The sequence below is a fragment of the Actinoplanes sp. TFC3 genome, from assembly GCF_001553785.1.
GTDB lineage: Bacteria > Actinomycetota > Actinomycetes > Mycobacteriales > Micromonosporaceae > Actinoplanes.
Genome location: NZ_LOJP01000001.1, coordinates 3444353 through 3458449, shown reverse-complemented (window position 1 = coordinate 3458449; position 14097 = coordinate 3444353). Strand labels below are relative to the sequence as shown.

At 70.9% G+C, this 14097-nt stretch carries 14 protein-coding genes and 1 pseudogene; 12 read left to right on the top strand and 3 right to left on the bottom strand.

Translation table 11 applies throughout. The features are described 5' to 3' along the window. Together TFC3_RS38000 and TFC3_RS15560 are read right to left on the bottom strand one after the other, a co-directional pair. Positions 1-448, bottom strand: a pseudogene (locus TFC3_RS38000) (hypothetical protein); the annotation flags it as partial. Between the two features lie 29 nt (positions 449-477). Then, complete coding sequence (locus TFC3_RS15560) at positions 478-1668, bottom strand: MFS transporter (RefSeq protein ID WP_082772078.1); 1191 nt, start codon at positions 1666-1668, stop codon at positions 478-480. A gap of 161 nt (positions 1669-1829) precedes the next feature. Here TFC3_RS15560 and TFC3_RS15555 point away from each other — a divergent pair, with 161 nt between their 5' ends. The 4 genes from TFC3_RS15555 to TFC3_RS15540 all read left to right on the top strand — a co-directional run bounded on the left by TFC3_RS15555 (position 1830) and on the right by TFC3_RS15540 (position 6474). Further along, positions 1830-2099 (top strand): hypothetical protein, encoded by a 270-nt coding sequence (locus tag TFC3_RS15555; protein ID WP_067506789.1) that lies wholly within the window; start codon positions 1830-1832, stop codon positions 2097-2099. Between the two features lie 203 nt (positions 2100-2302). Further along, positions 2303-4753, top strand: coding sequence for a phosphoenolpyruvate synthase (locus tag TFC3_RS15550; RefSeq protein WP_067500336.1), 2451 nt, complete (start codon positions 2303-2305; stop codon positions 4751-4753). 44 nt (positions 4754-4797) lie between these two features. Beyond that, complete coding sequence (locus TFC3_RS15545; protein WP_067500334.1) at positions 4798-5568, top strand: alpha/beta hydrolase family protein; 771 nt, start codon at positions 4798-4800, stop codon at positions 5566-5568. A 21-nt stretch (positions 5569-5589) separates the two neighbouring features. Continuing rightward, positions 5590-6474 carry an ABC transporter substrate-binding protein gene (locus TFC3_RS15540; RefSeq protein WP_067500332.1) on the top strand — a complete coding sequence of 295 codons (885 nt, stop codon included), beginning with the start codon at positions 5590-5592 and terminating at the stop codon, positions 6472-6474. Here TFC3_RS15540 and TFC3_RS15535 read toward each other — a convergent pair. Beyond that, the gene (locus tag TFC3_RS15535; RefSeq protein ID WP_067500329.1) at positions 6471-7220 is read right to left on the bottom strand and encodes a CDP-alcohol phosphatidyltransferase family protein; all 750 of its coding nucleotides are present in this window, start codon (positions 7218-7220) and stop codon (positions 6471-6473) included. The genes TFC3_RS15540 and TFC3_RS15535 overlap by 4 nt on opposite strands. A 114-nt stretch (positions 7221-7334) precedes the next feature. On the opposite strand from TFC3_RS15535, the gene TFC3_RS15530 reads away from it, so the two are divergent. The 8 genes from TFC3_RS15530 (at position 7335) to TFC3_RS15495 (ending at position 13925) form a co-directional block, all read left to right on the top strand. Then, positions 7335-8303, top strand: a complete 969-nt coding sequence (locus TFC3_RS15530) for a zinc-binding alcohol dehydrogenase (protein WP_067500328.1) — start codon at positions 7335-7337, stop codon at positions 8301-8303. A 9-nt stretch (positions 8304-8312) separates the two neighbouring features. After that, positions 8313-8711: a 6-carboxytetrahydropterin synthase gene (locus TFC3_RS15525; protein WP_067500325.1), complete on the top strand. Its 399-nt coding sequence runs from the start codon at positions 8313-8315 to the stop codon at positions 8709-8711. Beyond that, positions 8708-9754, top strand: coding sequence for a glycosyltransferase family 4 protein (locus TFC3_RS15520; RefSeq protein WP_082772077.1), 1047 nt, complete (start codon positions 8708-8710; stop codon positions 9752-9754). The genes TFC3_RS15525 and TFC3_RS15520 overlap by 4 nt, the downstream gene beginning before the upstream one ends. Further along, complete coding sequence (locus TFC3_RS15515; protein WP_067500323.1) at positions 9751-10539, top strand: class I SAM-dependent methyltransferase; 789 nt, start codon at positions 9751-9753, stop codon at positions 10537-10539. The genes TFC3_RS15520 and TFC3_RS15515 overlap by 4 nt, the downstream gene beginning before the upstream one ends. Positions 10540-10598: 59 nt before the next feature. Further along, complete coding sequence (locus tag TFC3_RS15510; RefSeq protein WP_067500321.1) at positions 10599-11684, top strand: lysylphosphatidylglycerol synthase transmembrane domain-containing protein; 1086 nt, start codon at positions 10599-10601, stop codon at positions 11682-11684. Between the two features lie 37 nt (positions 11685-11721). Further along, positions 11722-12411: a dihydrofolate reductase family protein gene (locus tag TFC3_RS15505; protein ID WP_067500319.1), complete on the top strand. Its 690-nt coding sequence runs from the start codon at positions 11722-11724 to the stop codon at positions 12409-12411. After that, the gene (gene ribA / locus TFC3_RS15500) at positions 12411-13073 is read left to right on the top strand and encodes a GTP cyclohydrolase II (protein WP_236718141.1); all 663 of its coding nucleotides are present in this window, start codon (positions 12411-12413) and stop codon (positions 13071-13073) included. The genes TFC3_RS15505 and ribA overlap by 1 nt, the downstream gene beginning before the upstream one ends. Before the next feature lie 249 nt (positions 13074-13322). Continuing rightward, entirely contained in the window at positions 13323-13925 is a 603-nt protein-coding gene (locus tag TFC3_RS15495) for a DsbA family protein (protein WP_067500317.1), read from the top strand. The last annotated feature ends 172 nt before the right edge of the window (positions 13926-14097 follow it).

The following is a 14097-nucleotide window of genomic DNA, read 5'->3' as shown; positions in this document are numbered from 1 at the left end:
TGGCCGGCGGGGGCAGAGCCGGGATCACCGGCTGGGTCGGCATCGGTACGGGCGTGGTGGGCCCCGGCGCCGGTGGGCGCAGGATTCCCGGCAGGGTGCCGGGCAGCACGATGTCGTTGCCGGTGGTCACCATCTGCGGGGCGGCGGGCCGCAGCGCCACCTGCTGAGGGGTGCCGCCCCCCGCGGTTCCGGGCACCGGCGCGGGCACCTGCGTGGCGGGCGGGCGCGGGAAGGGCAGCACGCTCACCGCCATGGGCTCGGTTGCGGCGCCCGGCTTGCCGTTGCCCCGGGCCAACCCGAGCTGGGCGTCGGCGATGGCTGATCGCTGAGTTGTGGACGTACCCCCGGAAGGGTTGTGGCTTGTCGCAATCGCGCCCACGCCGGCGACCAGCAGGACCACCATGCTGCCGCCCAGGACCTGCTTGTCGCGCTTCGTCAGTTCACCCATGGAAACCGTCATACAGGTACGAACGGGACTCAGGTGACGCTTTGCGAAGTTTTCCGTCCCAGGAAGAGCAGCCCCAGGGCGACCGCACTGAGCCCGGCCCCGACCGCGAACGGCATGCGATAACCCAGGTGCTGCGCGGCGCCGAGGACCGGACCGGCGAGCATGCTTCCGGCCGGGAAGGTGTTGCTGAACAGCGTCGATGCGCGTCCCGGGTGCCGCGGCAACATGTCCTGCACATACGTCATGCCCAGCCCGGCCAGCGCGGAGATCGAGGCGGCGTTGAGAACCTGCCCGGCGGCGAGCTGCCGGAGGTCGGTGGCGAAGGCGACCATCAGCATGTACGCCAGCCCGCACGCCGTACCGATCATCAGCAGCCGCCGGACCGGCATCCGCGCCGACAGCATCCCGAAGCCCAGCATCAACGGAATTTCCAGACCCGCGCACAGGCCCAGCAGCAACCCGGCGTCCCCCACCTGACCGCCAAGATCTTTCGTGACGAACAGCGAGAGATCCTGTACGGCCAAAGCGCCGGCGCACCTCGTGATCACGAAGATCGTCAGCGTCAGCCAGATCAGCGTCCGCGGCGCCTCGGCTCCGGCGCGCTGAGCCGGAGCCGGCTCGTCGTGGGCGGCATGGGCAGCCGGCAAAGCCACCAGGACGACCAGCGCAGCCGCCGCGTACATGATCGCAGCACAGCCGTAGACCAGCTTGAACCCGCCCGCCTCCAGCAACACCGCGGCCAGCGGCGGACCGGCGACCCAGGCAACCGAGAACAGCGTCCGCAGCGCGCTCATCGTCATGGCCACCCGGTCCGAGCCCTCGAGGGCTTCGCGGGCGTACGCGAAGGCTTGCGGCATCATCGCCCCGGCCAGCGCGGTCAGCGTGACGGAGAGCGCGAGCAGCACCCAGTAGTCGCGGATGAAGGCGGTGGCGCCCAGGGCCACGCAGCCGGCGGCAGCCGTGCCGAGCAGCACGATCCGGCGTGCGGGTAGCCGGTCGGACACCCTGCCGACCAGCGTGGAGACGATCACCGCGGACACCGGGGTGGCGGCGAGGAAGACCGCGACGTGCAACGGGTCGGCGTGCACAGCGTCGTTGAGAAACAGAGCAAGGAAAGGGGATGCCATGGCGGTGGACAAACCGGCCGCGAGGAAGACGAGGGCGAGCGGGAGCCACCGCTGGGCGGCCCCTCGTGCGGAGGTCAGAGACGCCACAGCCACGGAACCCCACGTTAGGCAGCCGTCCGCCCACGGTCTTCCGCGGTGGTCACGAATGCCAGACGCATCACAGCCTGCTGTTTCAACGGAGAGTGGGATTGTTCAGTCTTCCGTTCGGCCTATCACTCAGGGTAGTGTCGCGCCGGACGATCAAGGAGCAATTCGTGAACCTCACCGAAGTCGCCATGGCCGCTGCGGTCACCGTCAGTATTGCCGGTGTTTCTTACGCTGCGTTCAACACTGACGCGTTGCTCGGCCGCACGGAGAAGGTCGCCAGCGCGGTCACCTGCCGCACTGTCGACGACGCGATCGTGGCGTATGTGGCGCAGCACGAGACGACCCCGACCCGGGTGGCGCAGCTGAAGGCGTACGTGAAGGGCGACATCACGGCGTACCGGATCGTGCAGGGCGTAGCGGCCGGGCCGGGCTGCTAGCCTCCAGGCCGGTGCCGGCGCCGATCGGCGCTGAAAGGCGGACTCGCTGCGCCGGCCGCGGCTGGGCCGTCAGCACCAGTCCCCACGGCCTGGTCCCGCAGTGGCGAGCAGGCCAAGCGTGGCTCCGGCATCAGCTCTGCAACCGGAACCGCCTTGCCATAATCCTGCGGGATCCACGGCACGCACGAGGCGAGGACGGGCACATGGGCGATCGATTTGTGGTGGGGCTTCGCGAGGCTGACCGGACGCTGGCCGGTGGCAAGGGCGCTGCCCTGGCCGACCTCATGCACCTCGACGGCATCACCGTGCCCGACGGGTTCTGCGTGACCACCCACGCTTTCGAGCTGATCATGGCGCAGGTGCCGGATGAGCTGCTCGACCGGTTGGCGAGTCCGGACACCCGGGGCGCGATCAGCGCTCAGGTCCGCCAGACCATCGAGGGCATCGCCGTGCCCGAGCACGTAGAGGCAGCGATCACGCAGGCGCTGCGAGGCGAGGATGTCGCGTACGCGGTCCGGTCCAGTGCCACGGCGGAGGATCTGCCCACCGCCTCGTTTGCCGGGCAGCAGGACAGCTATCTGAACGTCGTGGGCGCGGCCGCGATCATCGAGCACGTACGCCGGTGCTGGGCGTCGTTGTTCACTGAGCGGGCCGTGGCCTACCGGGTACGCAACGGCTTCGATCATCGGCGGGTGCGGATGGCGGTGGTCGTGCAGGAGATGGTGGTTCCGCAGGCGGCCGGGGTGTTGTTCACTGCCGACCCGGTTTCGGGTAACCGGACGGTGTCGGCGATCGAGGTGGTTGAGGGGCTCGGGGAGGCGCTGGTTTCCGGGCTGGTGCAGCCGGACGCGGTCAAGGTGCGCGGCGACCGCATAGCCGAGGGTGGCACCGACAAGCTGACTCCGGCTCAGGTGCTGCGCCTGGCCGGGATCGGGCGCATCATCGAAGCGCATTTCGGGCGGCCGCAGGACATCGAGTGGTGCCTTGCCGACGACGATTTCGCGATTGTGCAGAGCCGGCCGATCACCACCTTGTTCCCCATCCCGCAGGCTAGCGATGATGCACCTCGGATCTACCTGTCGACCGGGCATCAGCAGATGATGACCGACGCGATGAGGCCGCTCGGACTGTCTGTCTGGCGGCACACCGCGATGGCCACTTTCGCCGAGGCGGGCGGGCGGCTTTTCGTTGATGCCACGGCACGGCTGACCGCTGCCCCGGCCCGCGCCGCGCTGCTGGCCATGATGGAGAAGTCCGACCCGCTGATGACGGATGCGCTGCGGACCGTGCTGGAAAGCGACGACTTCGTGCCGGTGACAGCTTCTCCCCCGCACCAGGCGCCGCCGGTTGTCAGAACGATCGACGATGACCCGGTCATCGTCACCGACCTGATCCGGAGCAGCCAGCAATCCATCGAAGCATTGAAACGCAACATCCGTACGAAGAAAGGCCCCGCGCTCTTCGACTTTCTTGTCGAAGCTTTCGCCGAGCACAAGCGGGTGCTGACGAATCCGCTCAGCATGCAGGCGATCATGGCGGGAATGGAGGCCACCTGGTGGCTCAACGATCACCTGCTGGAGTGGCTGGGCGAACCGAACGCGGCCGACACGCTGACCTTGTCCGCGCCGGGCAACGTCACCTCGCAGATGGGGCTGGCCCTGCTCGACGTCGCCGACGTGGTCCGCGAGGATCCCGCGGCGGTGGCAGCCCTGCGGGACGGGAAATACGACCAGTTACCGAAGGCTGCGCGGGACGCCATTGAGGGCTGGCTCGAACGCTACGGCATGCGCTGCGCCGGGGAAATCGACATCACCCGGCCCCGGTGGAGCGAGCAACCGTCCACGATTGTGCCGTTGATTCTCGACAATGTGCGGGCCTTCGAGCCGGGGGCGGCCGCTCGCCGTCTCCAGCAGGGGCAGCAAAAAGCCGAGGACAAGGAGCGGGAAGTGCTCGCCCGGTTGCGGGAACTGCCGGACGGGACGGACAAGGCGGCCCAGACCAAGCGGATGATCGATCGGGTTCGCACGTTCATCGGTTACCGGGAATACCCGAAGTACGACATCATCAGCCGGTATCTCGTCTACAAGACAGCCCTGCTGGCCGAGGCCGACCGGCTTGTTGCGGCGGGCGTTCTGCGGACCCGGGAGGACATCTTCTGGCTCACGTTCCCGGAACTGCACGAGGTGGCGCGCACCGGCCGGGTGGATGAGCAGCTGATCCAGCGGCGGGAGGAGGAGTTCCGGTGGTTCGAGACGCTCACTCCCCCGCGGGTGCTCACCTCGCAGGGCGAAGGTCTCAGCGGCTCGTACCGGTGTGACGACCTTCCAGACGGCGCCCTGGCCGGCACGGCGGTTTCCGCAGGCATTGTCGAGGGCCGGGCCCGCATCGTGCTCGATCTGGCGCGGGCCGAGCTGGAACCGGGTGACATCCTGGTTACCGCGTACACCGATCCGAGCTGGTCACCGCTGTTCGTGGCGATCGCCGGACTGGTCACCGAGGTGGGCGGGCTGATGACCCACGGCTCGGTGATCGCCCGCGAATACGGGCTACCCGCGGTGGTCGGCGTGCAAGGGGCCACCCGGCGGATCCGCGACGGCCAGCGGATCCGCCTGCACGCAACCGCCGGCTACGTCGAGATCCTGCCGCCGGGCTGAAGGTGACCGTCACGACCCGGGCCACACGACCGTTGAGACCGGTGATGATCACGCGACGGACGGTGCTGACGGGGGCGGGGGCGGTGGGCGTGCTGGCCGCCGCTGGTGGATATGCGCGGACCAAGCTCGGCACCGGGCAGCAGCCGGTGGTGCCGGATGCGCCGGTGGGCGATGAACGGGTGGAGCAGCGGCAATCGAGCGCTCGTGGACGTACCGTCGATTTCTACACGGCCGTTCCGGACGGCCACGGTGACGGGCGCGGATTGCCGGTGTGCCTGGTTCTGCACGGCGCCTCCAAGACGGCGGCCGACTGTCCCGCGTTGGGTCTGGGCAAGTTCCTGACCGATTCGGTACGGCGGGGCAACCCGCCCTTCGTGCTCGCCGGAGCCACCGGGGATCGCCTCGCGTGGCGCCCGGGCGGCTCGGACGACCCGCAGCGGATGGTCCACGAGGAGATCCCGCAGTGGTGCGCCGAGCGCGGCTTCACCACAAAGAAGTTCGCGGCGTGGGGCTGGTCGATGGGCGGCTACGGCTCGTTGCTGCTGGCCGAGACGTTCCCGGGGTTCGTGTCCGCGGTCGCCGCCTTCTCCCCCGCCGTCACCCCCAGCGACGACGTGTTCGCGCAGACCGCCCAGCTGGACAAGGTCCCGGTCGGGTTGTGGTGCGGGACGGACGACGGGCTGCTGGGCAACGTGCGCAAGCTGGACGCGAAGCTGCCCGCCACAACCGGGGTGTACTCCGAGGGCAGGCACAACTTCGCCTACTGGAGCACGTGCATCCCGGCCGCCTTCGACCTGGTGGCCCGCAGCCTCTAGGGTCCTGCGAGACAATGGGGCATGCGTCTGGTTTCTCTGCTGCCCTCGGCCACCGAGATTGTTTACGCGCTCGGGCTCGGCGATCAGTTGGTGGGCGTGACGTTCGAGTGTGATGAGCCGGCTTCTGCTCGTACCGGCAAAGTCGTTGTGGTCGGGGGTAAGGACACGCGCGGGATGAGCCCGGCGGACATCGATGCCTACGTCAAACGGCGGCTGGCGGCGGGCGAGGATCTGTACACGCTGCGCGAAGGTGCGCTGGCCGGGCTCGAACCGGACCTGGTGCTGACCCAGGATCTGTGCCGGGTGTGCGCGCTGCCCTCGGATCACGTCGAGGACGCGCTGGAGCTCCTGGGCTGCCGGGCCGACGTGGTGTCGCTCGATCCGTACACCTTGGATGAGGTCCTGGGCACGATCCTCGTGGTGGGTGCGCGAACCGGCGTGCGGGAACGCGCCGACCGGCTGGTGCGAGAGCTGCACAACCGGTTGGAAGCAGTCGGAGCAGCGGTACGAGCACAGCACCGTCCCCGCGTCGCCATCGTCGAATGGGTGGACCCGCCGTTCGCGGGCGGCCACTGGGTCCCCGACCTGGTCACGGCGGCCGGCGGCGAGGCGGTGGGCGCGCGCGCCGGGAAACGCTCGGTCGAGACAACGTGGGAGGAGCTGAGCGCCACCGAACCGGACGTCGTGCTCGTGACGCCGTGCGGATTCCACCTCGATGGCGCGGTCGAGCAGGCCCAGCGCGTGGTGCCGCACTTCCCCGGCGCGCAGGTGTGGGCCATCGACGGCGACGCCCTGGTGGTGCGCCCGGGCCCGCGCCTGGTCGACGGGGTCGAGGCGATCGCGGCGATCCTGCACCCCGGTACCGTCCCGGCCGCCCGGCCCGGCACGGTGCAGCGGGTCGCCTAGACCCGGACCGGGGCCGGGCGGGTGAGGACCGGCTGGCGGGTCTGCTGGCGCTGCCACAGCCAGCCGATGTCGCGGCCGAACGACCAGGTCAGCGACGCCAAGGCCACGGCGAGGGCGACCAGCGACAGGGTGTGCGGCAGCAGCCCGGCGGTCACCACGACCAGGACCACGCCCTGCTGGGCGGCGACCACCTTGCGGGAGAACCTGGGCGGCAGGGGCGCGGTGAGCCACGGTGCGACCCAGGACGCGGCGACGAAGGCGTAGCGGAAGGCGCCGATCGTGATGGTCCACCAGCCGAAGGTGCCTGCCACGTACACGCTGAGCACCAGGATCAGGAACGCGTCGATCTCCATGTCGAAGCGGGCCCCGAGCGCGCTGGTGCTGCCGGTGCGGCGGGCCACCTGACCGTCGACGCCGTCCAGCGCGAGCGCCACGCCGACCAGGGTGACCAGCACCGCCAGCGGCACGTGCCGTTCGAACGAGGTGGCCACCAGCGCGGTGACCCCGCCGACCAGGACCGCGCGGCCGAGTGTGACGGTGTTGGCCGGGCCCAGCGCGGACATCCCGGCGCGCTCCAGGCCGATGCGCAGGGCCACATAGAGGATGAGGGCGTACGCGGTGCCGGCCAGCCAGCCGGCCGCCGTGACGCCTGCCGTGACCGCCAGCACCACGCTGAGGATCAGGTGGGCGGCGAGCCCCGCGAGGGGTCCCCGGGCCGGGCGGGCCGTCATCGTGCCGATACTCATGGTCACCGAGCCTTCGGAAGCGCAAGATCGCGTCGCGCGTATGGTTGCCGCTGTCTTCCGTCAAACACGGCTTGGGCGCGGAGTTGGTTCAACAGGACCGGGAAGGAGAACACCATGGGCGAGTTCGCGTTCTGGCTCGCGCAGCCCGGCGCCGGCGAGCTGCGGGCCGTCGAGGTGGGCGCCCCGGGCCCCGATGAGGTGCTGGTCCGCACCCTGCACTCGGGGGTCAGCCGCGGCACGGAAACCCTGGTCTTCCGCGGTGGCGTGCCGCAGAGCCAGCACGCCGCGATGCGCGCGCCGTTCCAGGAGGGCGACTTCCCGGCCCCGGTCAAGTACGGCTACCTCAACGTCGGGGTCGTGGAACAAGGACCCCAGGACCTTGCCGGCCGTACGGTCTTCTGTTTGTTCCCGCACCAGACGCGCTATGTCGTCCCGGTCTCAGCCGTGACCCCGGTGCCGGAGAACGTTCCGGCGGCCCGCGCGGTGCTGGCCGGCACGGTCGAGACCGCGCTGAACGGGTTGTGGGATGCTGCCCCGCTGATCGGCGACCGGATCGCGGTGGTCGGCGCGGGCATGGTCGGGGCGAGCGTGGCGGCGATCCTGTCGCGGTTCCCCGGTGCCCGGGTTCAGCTGGTGGACGCGAACCCGCAGCGGGCCGGGCTGGCCGCCGCGCTGGGCGTGGAGTTCGCGCTGCCCGAGCAGGCGAGCGGTGACTGCGACCTGGTCGTGCACGCCAGCGCCACCTCGGCCGGGCTGACCCGTTCGCTCGAGCTGCTGGCCACCGAGGGTACGGTCGTCGAGCTCAGCTGGTACGGCGACCGGCCGGTCAGAGTGCCGCTCGGGGAGTTCTTCCATTCCCGGCGACTGGTGGTCAAGAGCAGCCAGGTCGGGGGCATCGCACCGGCTCGGCCGGGGCGGCGGTCGTACGCGGATCGCCTGGCTGTGGCCCTGGAGCTGCTCGCCGATGCGAGGTTCGACGCGCTGCTCACCGGCGAGTGCGACTTCACCGAGCTGCCGTCGGTGCTGCCCAAGCTGACCAGCGGGGAGATCCCGGCCCTGTGTCATGTAGTGAACTATCGATGAGGAGCGTGCATGTTCAGCGTCACCGTCCGTGATCACATCATGGTCGCGCACAGCTTCCGCGGCGAAGTCTTCGGCCCAGCGCAGAAACTGCACGGCGCCACCTTCGTCGTGGACGCCACGTTCAGGCGGCCCGAGCTGGACGACGACAACATCGTTGTGGACATCGGCCTGGCCAGCCAGGAGCTGCACGCCATCTGCGGCGCCCTGAGCTACCGGAACCTGGACGACGACCCGGACTTCGCGGGCATCAACACCTCGACCGAGTTCCTGGCCAAGGTGATCGCCGACCGGCTCGCGGCCAAGGCAACAGCGGGTGAGCTGGGCGCCGGTGCGAACGGGCTGACCGGCATCGCGGTGACGCTGCACGAGTCGCACATCGCGTGGGCCGCCTACGAGCGGGAGCTGTGACGGCTTCCCCAGCAACGCGGCCGCTGTGGGCGGTGCTGCCGGGTGGGATCGACGACCCGGCGGCCCCCAGCGGCGGCAACACCTACGACCGGCGGGTGCTGACCGGCCTCGCCGCCACCCGCCGGGTCCACGAGATCGCCGTCGACGGCGGCTGGCCGCAGCCCTCGGCCGCCGGCCTCGACAAACTCGCCGCCGCCCTGACGGGCATCCCGGATGAATCGCTGGTGCTGCTGGACGGGCTGGTCGCGTGTGCCGCCCCAGAGGTGGTCGAAGCGCAGGCGCGGCGGCTGCACCAGGTGATCCTCGTGCACCTGCCCCTGGGCGACGAAGTGGGCGCCTCGCACCAGCTCAGCGCCGGCGAGGGCCGCGCCCTGCGGGCAGCGGCGGCCGTCGTGGCGACCAGCGACGGCGCCGCCCGCCGCATCGAGGGCCTGCACGACCTGAGGCCCGGCAGCGTCCATGTCGCCCCGCCCGGCGTCGACCCCGCGCCCGAAGCCATCCCGAGTCCGGGCGGCAACCGGTTGCTGTGCGTAGCCGCGGTTACGCCGCGCAAGGGGCTGGATGTCCTCGCCGCAGCCCTCACCGAGCTGGCCGGCCTGGACTGGAGATGCACCTGCGTCGGGGCCGTCGACCGCGATCCCGCCTACACCCGGCGCGTCAGCACCATCAACGGACACATCCGATTTGCTGGTACGCGTACCGGGGCAGCGCTCGACGAAATGTACGCCCGAGCTGACCTCCTGCTGCTCCCCTCACGAGCCGAGACGTACGGCATGGTCGTCACCGAAGCCCTCGCCCGAGCCATCCCCGTGCTCGGCACCCAGGTCCAGGGTGTCCCCGAGGCCCTCGGCACCGCCCCCGACGGCACCGTGCCCGGCGCCCTGCTCCCCCCGGGCGACGCCGGCGCGCTGGCCCGGGCCCTGCGGCACTGGCTCACCGACCCTGGCCTGCGGCAGCAATGGCGCACCGCGGCCCGCGCCCGCCGCCCGAGCCTGCGTGGCTGGGACGAGACCACCCGACGACTGAGCGAGGTATTGCCATGACCGGAGAATTCAGCACCGACTGGCTGCTGCTGCGCGAGCCCGCCGACGCCGCCGCCCGGGCCACCGAGCTGGCCGGGCTCGACGACCTTGCCCGCTACGACGGCCGGATCGTGGTGCGCGACCTCGGCTGCGGCACCGGCTCGATGATGCGCTGGCTCGCCCCGCTGCTGCCCGGCCCCCAGCACTGGATTTTGCAGGATCGCGACCCTGCGCTGTTGTCGTACGCGCAGCAGCATGTGCCTGAAGGGGTGAGCGCGGAGATCGCGGAGCTGGACGTGACCGCCCTGGGCGATCAGCACCTCGCCGGTGTGTCGCTTGTCACGTGCTCGGCGCTGCTGGACCTGTTCACGGCCGAGGAGGTGACCGCGCTGGCCGACCTCTGCGTCGCATCACGCACCCCGGCACTGTTCACGCTCTCCGTCGCCGGGGAGGTCACCCTGGACCCGCCGCACCCCTTGGACGAGCAGGTCACCGCCGCTTTCAACGATCATCAGCGGCGCCAGTCGGGGCAGCGCTGGCTGCTCGGGCCCGAAGCCGTCGGGGCCACCGCCGAGGCGTTCGCCAAGGCCGGAGTCAGCGTCACCACCCGGCCCAGCCCGTGGCATCTCGGAGCGCAGCAGGCACCGCTGATTCTGCAATGGCTGCGCGGGTGGGTCGCCGCCGCCGCCGAACAGCGCCCTGACCTGGAGCTGGACGGCTATCTGGCGGCCCGGTCGGCGGCTGCCGGGGCGGGCGAACTGACCGTCACGGTGGGCCATCAAGATCTTCTCGCCTGCACCGACTGAACCGCTCGGCACCGCTGGGACGTATACGTCGCAGAACGGTTGAGCGGAGGAGCTGGGCGATGAAGCGATCGATCTGGGCGTGGGCGCGGGTACTCGGCGGGGTGACGATCCTCGCGGTGCTGCTGTGGCGTCTGGGCACCGGTGCCTTCCTCGACGGGCTGCGGCTCATCGACGCCACGACGCTGGGGGCCGCGTTGGCGATCGGCGTGGCCACCACGGTGTTCAGTGCCTGGCGCTGGTGCCTGGTGGCGCGGGGGCTGGGTCTGCGGTTGCCGCTGCGCGCCGCGATCGCCGACTACTACAAGGCGCTGTTCATCAACGCGGCGCTGCCCGGCGGCATCCTCGGTGACGTGGACCGCGCGGTGCAGCACGGCCGCGAGGAGGGCGACGTCGGCAAGAGCGTGCGGGCCGTGGTGCTGGAGCGCACCGCCGGTCAGGTCGTGCTGGTCACCGCGGGTCTGGCGGTGCTGCTGACGGTGCCCTCGCCGGTGCTGACCCAGCTGCGCGCTCACCTGCCGGCCGCCGGGATCACCGTCGCGGCGCTCGCCGTTGCCGCACTCGCCTCGATCCTGGCGGTGGGCAAGCTCCGCAGTGGAGCGTCGCGGTGGGCTCAGGGCACGAGAACCGCGCTTGCCGAGGTACGCTCCGGGCTGCTCAGCCGCCGTAGCTGGCCCGGCATCATGCTCGCCTCGACCGTGGTCCTGGCCGGCCACCTCGCCACCTTCGTGGTCGCCGCGCATGCCGCCGGGTCACACGCCCCGGTGCTCAAGCTTGCCCCGCTGATGCTGCTGGCCCTGCTGGCCATGACGTTGCCGGTCAACATCGGCGGCTGGGGTCCCCGCGAGGCGGTCACCGCGTGGGCGTTCGGTGCGGCCGGGCTCAGCGCCGCGCAGGGTCTCACCATCGCGGTCATCTACGGGCTGTTCGCGTTCGTCGCCGCGCTGCCCGGCATCGTGGTGATCGGCCTGCGCGCCCTGGCCACGGCCCGCGCCCGCCGCGCCGCCACCCCGGCGGTTGCGGTTGTGCCGGCCGCGCCGGCGTCCGTCCCAGCGGCCCCGGCCCCGGTGGCGCTGCGCATCGTGCCTGCCCGGCCCGCCACCACGGCCCCGATCGCGGTGCGTCAGCTGGTCGGCACCGGTGCGTGAGGGTGTCACAACGCTGAGCGCGGTCTATGTTGGGTCGGTGGAAGATCGCCCGTACGTGTTGCTCAGCTGCGGCATGTCCCTCGACGGCTACGTCGACACCGCGGGTGACCAGCGGCTGCTGCTGAGCAACGACGCCGATTTCGACCGGGTCGACGACGTGCGGGCCGGCTGCGACGCGATCCTGGTCGGCGCGGCCACGGTGCGCCGCGACAACCCGCGGCTGCTGATCCGCGACGAAACCCGGCGCAAGGCCCGGCTGGCCCGCGGGGTGTGCCCCGACCCGGTCAAGGTGACCGTGACCAGCGGCTGCGACCTGGACCCGGACGCCCGGTTCTTCACCCTGGGCGACGCCGACAAGCTGGTCTACTGCGCGAGCCCCGCGCTGGCCTCGGCCCGGAGCAAGCTCGGCGGGCGGGCCACCGTCATCGACGGCGGCAACCCGGTGGACCTGAAGCATGTCACCGCGGACCTGGCCGCCCGCGGAGTCGAGCGGCTGATGGTCGAGGGCGGCGGCACCATGCACACCCAGTTCCTCACCGCCGGGCTCGCCGACGAGCTGCACCTGGTGGTGGCGCCGTTCTTCGTGGGCGACTCGGCGGCACCCCGCTTCGTCAGCGACGGCGTATTTCCTTGGGGGCCGCAGCGGCGAGCCGATCTGAGTGAGGTACGCCAGATCGGGGACGTGGTGCTGCTGCGCTACGCGCTGTCGAGCCGGTACGAGGGCTGATGATCATCGACAATGGGGGGCCGATGCCGCAAGCGCACCTGCGAGTCCTACCCGAGGCGAGCGTCCGGACCCGGGTCACAATCCCGCTGCGCTTCGCCGACGGCTACACCACCACGGCCCGGGTGCACACCTTCCACGGCCTGGCCGACGGCAAGGAACACCTGGCGCTGGAGCTCGGCGACGCGGCCGGGGCGAGCGTGCCGCTGGTGCGCCCGCACTCGGAGTGCCTGACCGGCGACGTGTTCGGCTCGCAGCGCTGCGACTGCGGGCCGCAGCTACGCGAGGCCGTCGAGCACATCACCAGCACCGGTGGCTACCTGCTGTACCTGCGCCAGGAGGGGCGCGGCATCGGGCTGTACGCCAAGCTCGACGCGTACGCGCTGCAGGACCGCGGGCTGGACACGTACGAGGCGAACGTGGCGCTGGGCCGCGGCGAGGACGAGCGCGACTACACAGCGGCGGCGCAGATGCTGCTGGCGCTGGGGGTGGAGAAGATCCGGCTGCTGAGCAACAATCCCGACAAGGCGGCGCAGCTGCAGACGTACGGCATCGAGGTCAAGGAACGCATTCCCACCGGCGTGCACGTGTCCCCGGCGAACCGGCGCTACCTGGCCACCAAGGCCACCCACACCTCCCATACCCTGGACCTTCCCGGGTTGTGACCCACAGTGACGTCAGGAGGTCCTCGGTGGAGCCGGACGTCGCCCTTCATTCGCCGATCAACTGCCGTTCATCCGCGTCCCATCACCGCATTGACGCCGGAACACCCGGGCCGCCCGGCGCGTAGGTCGGGTACCGAGGCGAGCGGCCGGATCCGTCCGGTGGCGCCCGATCCTGGCCGGAAGTGACGTTCGCGGTAATCGGGTGCGTCACCCTCCCATCCCCGTAAGGGACCGGCATAGGGTCGGCTCATGACGACTGTCGACTTCTATTTCGACCCGGCGTGCCCGTTCGCCTGGATCACCTCCCGCTGGATCCTCGAGGTCCAGAAGCAGCGCGAGATCGATGTGCGCTGGCACGTCATGAGCCTGTACGTCCTCAACGAGAACCGCGACCTGTCCGCCGAGTACCGCGCATCGATCAACAAGTCGCTGGGCACCATCCGCGTGGTGACCGCCGCCTGGCAGCAGCACGGCGACCAGGTGCTGCTGCCGCTGTACACCGCGCTGGGAACCCGCCTGCACAACCAGGGCCGCCGCGAGGACCTGGCCACGGTTATCGCCGAGGCGCTGGAGGAGGCCGGGCTGCCCGCCGGTCTGGCCGCCGCTGCCGAGTCGGACGAGTACGACGCGGCGCTGCGCAAGAGCCACCACGAGGGCATGGACCCGGTCGGGCCGGACGTCGGCACCCCGACCATCCACATCGACGGCGTCGCCTTCTTCGGCCCGGTGCTCAGCAGCATCCCGAGGGGCGAGGCAGCGGTGAAGGTGTTCGACGGGTCGGTGGCGCTCGCCAGCTACCCGGACTTCTTCGAACTCAAGCGCACCCGCTCAGGCGGCCTGACCTTCGACTGACAGCGTGGCCGGCCGGATGCCGCCGGCGCGGATCGGCCCGGTCGTCCAGCCGGTGCCGACCGGGCCGGGGTCGATGACGTTCGCGTTGACGCGTCCGGCGCCGGGACGGCCCGAGCCAGGCGTTCCGCCCCATCGCAGATGGCGGCGGAGGCGCCCAGGTCAGCGGCGACGC

Coding starts and splice junctions, on each gene's coding strand:
- TFC3_RS15550 (WP_067500336.1), top strand. CDS start 2,303: ATGGGCGATCGATTTGTGGTGGGGCTTCGCGAGGCTGACCGGACGCTG.
- TFC3_RS15545 (WP_067500334.1), top strand. CDS start 4,798: ATGATCACGCGACGGACGGTGCTGACGGGGGCGGGGGCGGTGGGCGTG.
- TFC3_RS15540 (WP_067500332.1), top strand. CDS start 5,590: ATGCGTCTGGTTTCTCTGCTGCCCTCGGCCACCGAGATTGTTTACGCG.
- TFC3_RS15535 (WP_067500329.1), bottom strand. CDS start 7,220: ATGAGTATCGGCACGATGACGGCCCGCCCGGCCCGGGGACCCCTCGCG.
- TFC3_RS15530 (WP_067500328.1), top strand. CDS start 7,335: ATGGGCGAGTTCGCGTTCTGGCTCGCGCAGCCCGGCGCCGGCGAGCTG.
- TFC3_RS15525 (WP_067500325.1), top strand. CDS start 8,313: ATGTTCAGCGTCACCGTCCGTGATCACATCATGGTCGCGCACAGCTTC.
- TFC3_RS15515 (WP_067500323.1), top strand. CDS start 9,751: ATGACCGGAGAATTCAGCACCGACTGGCTGCTGCTGCGCGAGCCCGCC.
- TFC3_RS15510 (WP_067500321.1), top strand. CDS start 10,599: ATGAAGCGATCGATCTGGGCGTGGGCGCGGGTACTCGGCGGGGTGACG.
- ribA (WP_236718141.1), top strand. CDS start 12,411: ATGATCATCGACAATGGGGGGCCGATGCCGCAAGCGCACCTGCGAGTC.
- TFC3_RS15495 (WP_067500317.1), top strand. CDS start 13,323: ATGACGACTGTCGACTTCTATTTCGACCCGGCGTGCCCGTTCGCCTGG.